This is a genomic window from Anaerotignum sp., assembly GCF_031981185.1.
In the GTDB taxonomy this organism is placed as follows: domain Bacteria; phylum Bacillota; class Clostridia; order Lachnospirales; family Anaerotignaceae; genus Chakrabartyella.
The window spans coordinates 1-2013 of sequence record NZ_DALYUL010000054.1 but is presented as its reverse complement, the minus strand read 5'-3'; the positions used below and the strand labels follow the sequence as shown (position 1 = coordinate 2013).

General features: G+C 38.9%; 2 protein-coding genes. Both read right to left on the bottom strand.

Features of this window, described 5'->3' with window-relative positions:
• Positions 1-43 precede the first annotated feature (43 nt).
• Positions 44-916 (bottom strand): recombinase zinc beta ribbon domain-containing protein, encoded by an 873-nt coding sequence (locus RTK36_RS16280; RefSeq protein WP_442871368.1) that lies wholly within the window; start codon positions 914-916, stop codon positions 44-46.
• A 59-nt stretch (positions 917-975) separates the two neighbouring features.
• Positions 976-2013, bottom strand: a 1038-nt coding sequence (locus RTK36_RS16275) for a recombinase family protein (RefSeq protein WP_312048269.1), incomplete at its 5' end; no start/stop codon positions are given.

The following is a 2013-nucleotide window of genomic DNA, read 5'->3' as shown; positions in this document are numbered from 1 at the left end:
GCATCATAGGAGCAGGGAACATACCCTACTCCTATGTTACTGCCTATTCATAGTAATCTACTTCTTGTTTGACCACTATACCTGAGTGGAGTTGTATCTCAAGCTTCATGCCCTTATGCACTTTAATCGAGGATATGAGCCGTTTTACAAGGTCTTGGTCAAACTCTCTTACCTGTGGATTTACTGTGGTGATTGCGTTGTCTAGCTGTTCTACTCGTTCTTTATAGCTTTCTGCCTTTTTCTGTGCCTGTACCACTTGGATTCTTGCTGTTTTTAGCTCGTTTATCTGCTCTGACAGTTGATGGTATTCCTCATCAAAGTCCTCGCTGATAGCACCTTGCTTTGCGTTATCTTCGATGAGGGTGAGCATTTTCTGTTGGAGTTTTTCTATCTGCTCATCGTATTCGGTGGTAACCCATTGGGTACTGTAGTTACCGATGACTCTGATGACATTTTCTCGGAAGGCTCCTATAAATTCTCCTGTATTTTCCACCACACTGTTGATTGCCATCATGATGGCATCGTGGAGCTGTGCTTCTTTTATGGTTGGTGAGTGCTGGCATCGTGACTTTTTGCCCTGCTTTAGCCTATCTTCGCATCTCCACACTGCTGTTTTATCGCCATAGTTTGACCATATCTGTCTACGGTAGGCATGTCCACATTCGGCGCAGACCATTAAATCCGTTAGGATATACTTTGAGCTGTATTTGCTTTTCTCTTTTTCCACCTTATTTTTCTTTCGGGTTACTGCTGACTTATGCAAGGAGGCACGTCTGAGTTTTTCTTCCTGCACCTGATGGAACAGCTCCTTTGGGATGATGGCTTCATGATTATCTTCTACATAGTACTGCATAACATAACCATCATTTTTCACCCTTTTCTTGGTGAGGAAATCTACCGTATAGGTTTTCTGCATACAGGCATCCCCACATAGTTTCTCATTAGCTTGTGTCAAGACATACATAAAAAAATAACTTAATCTTTAATACAGTCTTTAAAGTTCCAAACAATTTCAAAGCTATTATCAGGGAAGACATTTATTCTTTGAATTAACTCTGCAACAAGCTGTTGGGTAAGTACCTGCACTCCTGCATATTTGCCTAAATGTTTTGCTGCATTATCCTCAACTACATAAGTTTCATTTAGTTTTCGAAGTAACGCTGTTTTCTCATGTTCAAAATCTGTTTTCATTTTAGATAATTCCGCCGTTTTTTCTTTGAAATCTTCTTTTGACAACTTGCCATCTGCCAAATTTTCAAAAAGTAAGGTCTTTTTACAATCAAGCTGTTTCAACTGCTTTTCTATGCGTTCTGCTTCAACTTGAAAACTGTTATTTTCGGGTTTACCGTTTTTAATCTCCTCAAAAACGAACACTCTTATTTGCCTTTGAATTTCAGACAGAACAAAATCCTTTAGCTGTTGTTCATTAATACGAACATCTTTACACTCACAAAAAGTAACAAACCTTCTTGTTGGGCAACGATAACAAGGTTCTTTTATGTTTTTGAAAAAAGTAAGCGTTCGCCCACAATGCTCACATTTTAATAATCCTTTAAACAGGTTATAGTCTGCGATTGCATATGGCTTAGGCCTATATGGTTTCATAACCAGCTGTGCTTGCTTCCATACATCCCTTGAAACAATTGGCTCATGAGCATCTTCACAGATTATCCACTCACTTCTTGGAAGAAGCATGGTTTTCTTTGTATTAATATCAATTTTTGTTCGTTTGCGGCTTATTTGTTTACCTGTATAACGCTCATCACTAAGGCAACGATGAATAATGGCATTCGTCCAAATTGTATTTTCACTGCTTAATTTCCATCCTCTCATTTTGTCCGTGCCTTTTGCTTTGTGGTACATATAAGGAGAAAGTGCACCATCGGTATTGAAAATCATAGCAATTTGCGTCGGGGTTTTACCCTCACAAGCAAGCTCGAATATTCGTTTTACAACAGGTGCTGTCTCGGGATTTTGTATCAGCTTATTTTTTACATTTGAAGACCGCATATA

Coding starts and splice junctions, on each gene's coding strand:
- RTK36_RS16280 (WP_442871368.1), bottom strand. CDS start 916: ATGCAGAAAACCTATACGGTAGATTTCCTCACCAAGAAAAGGGTGAAA.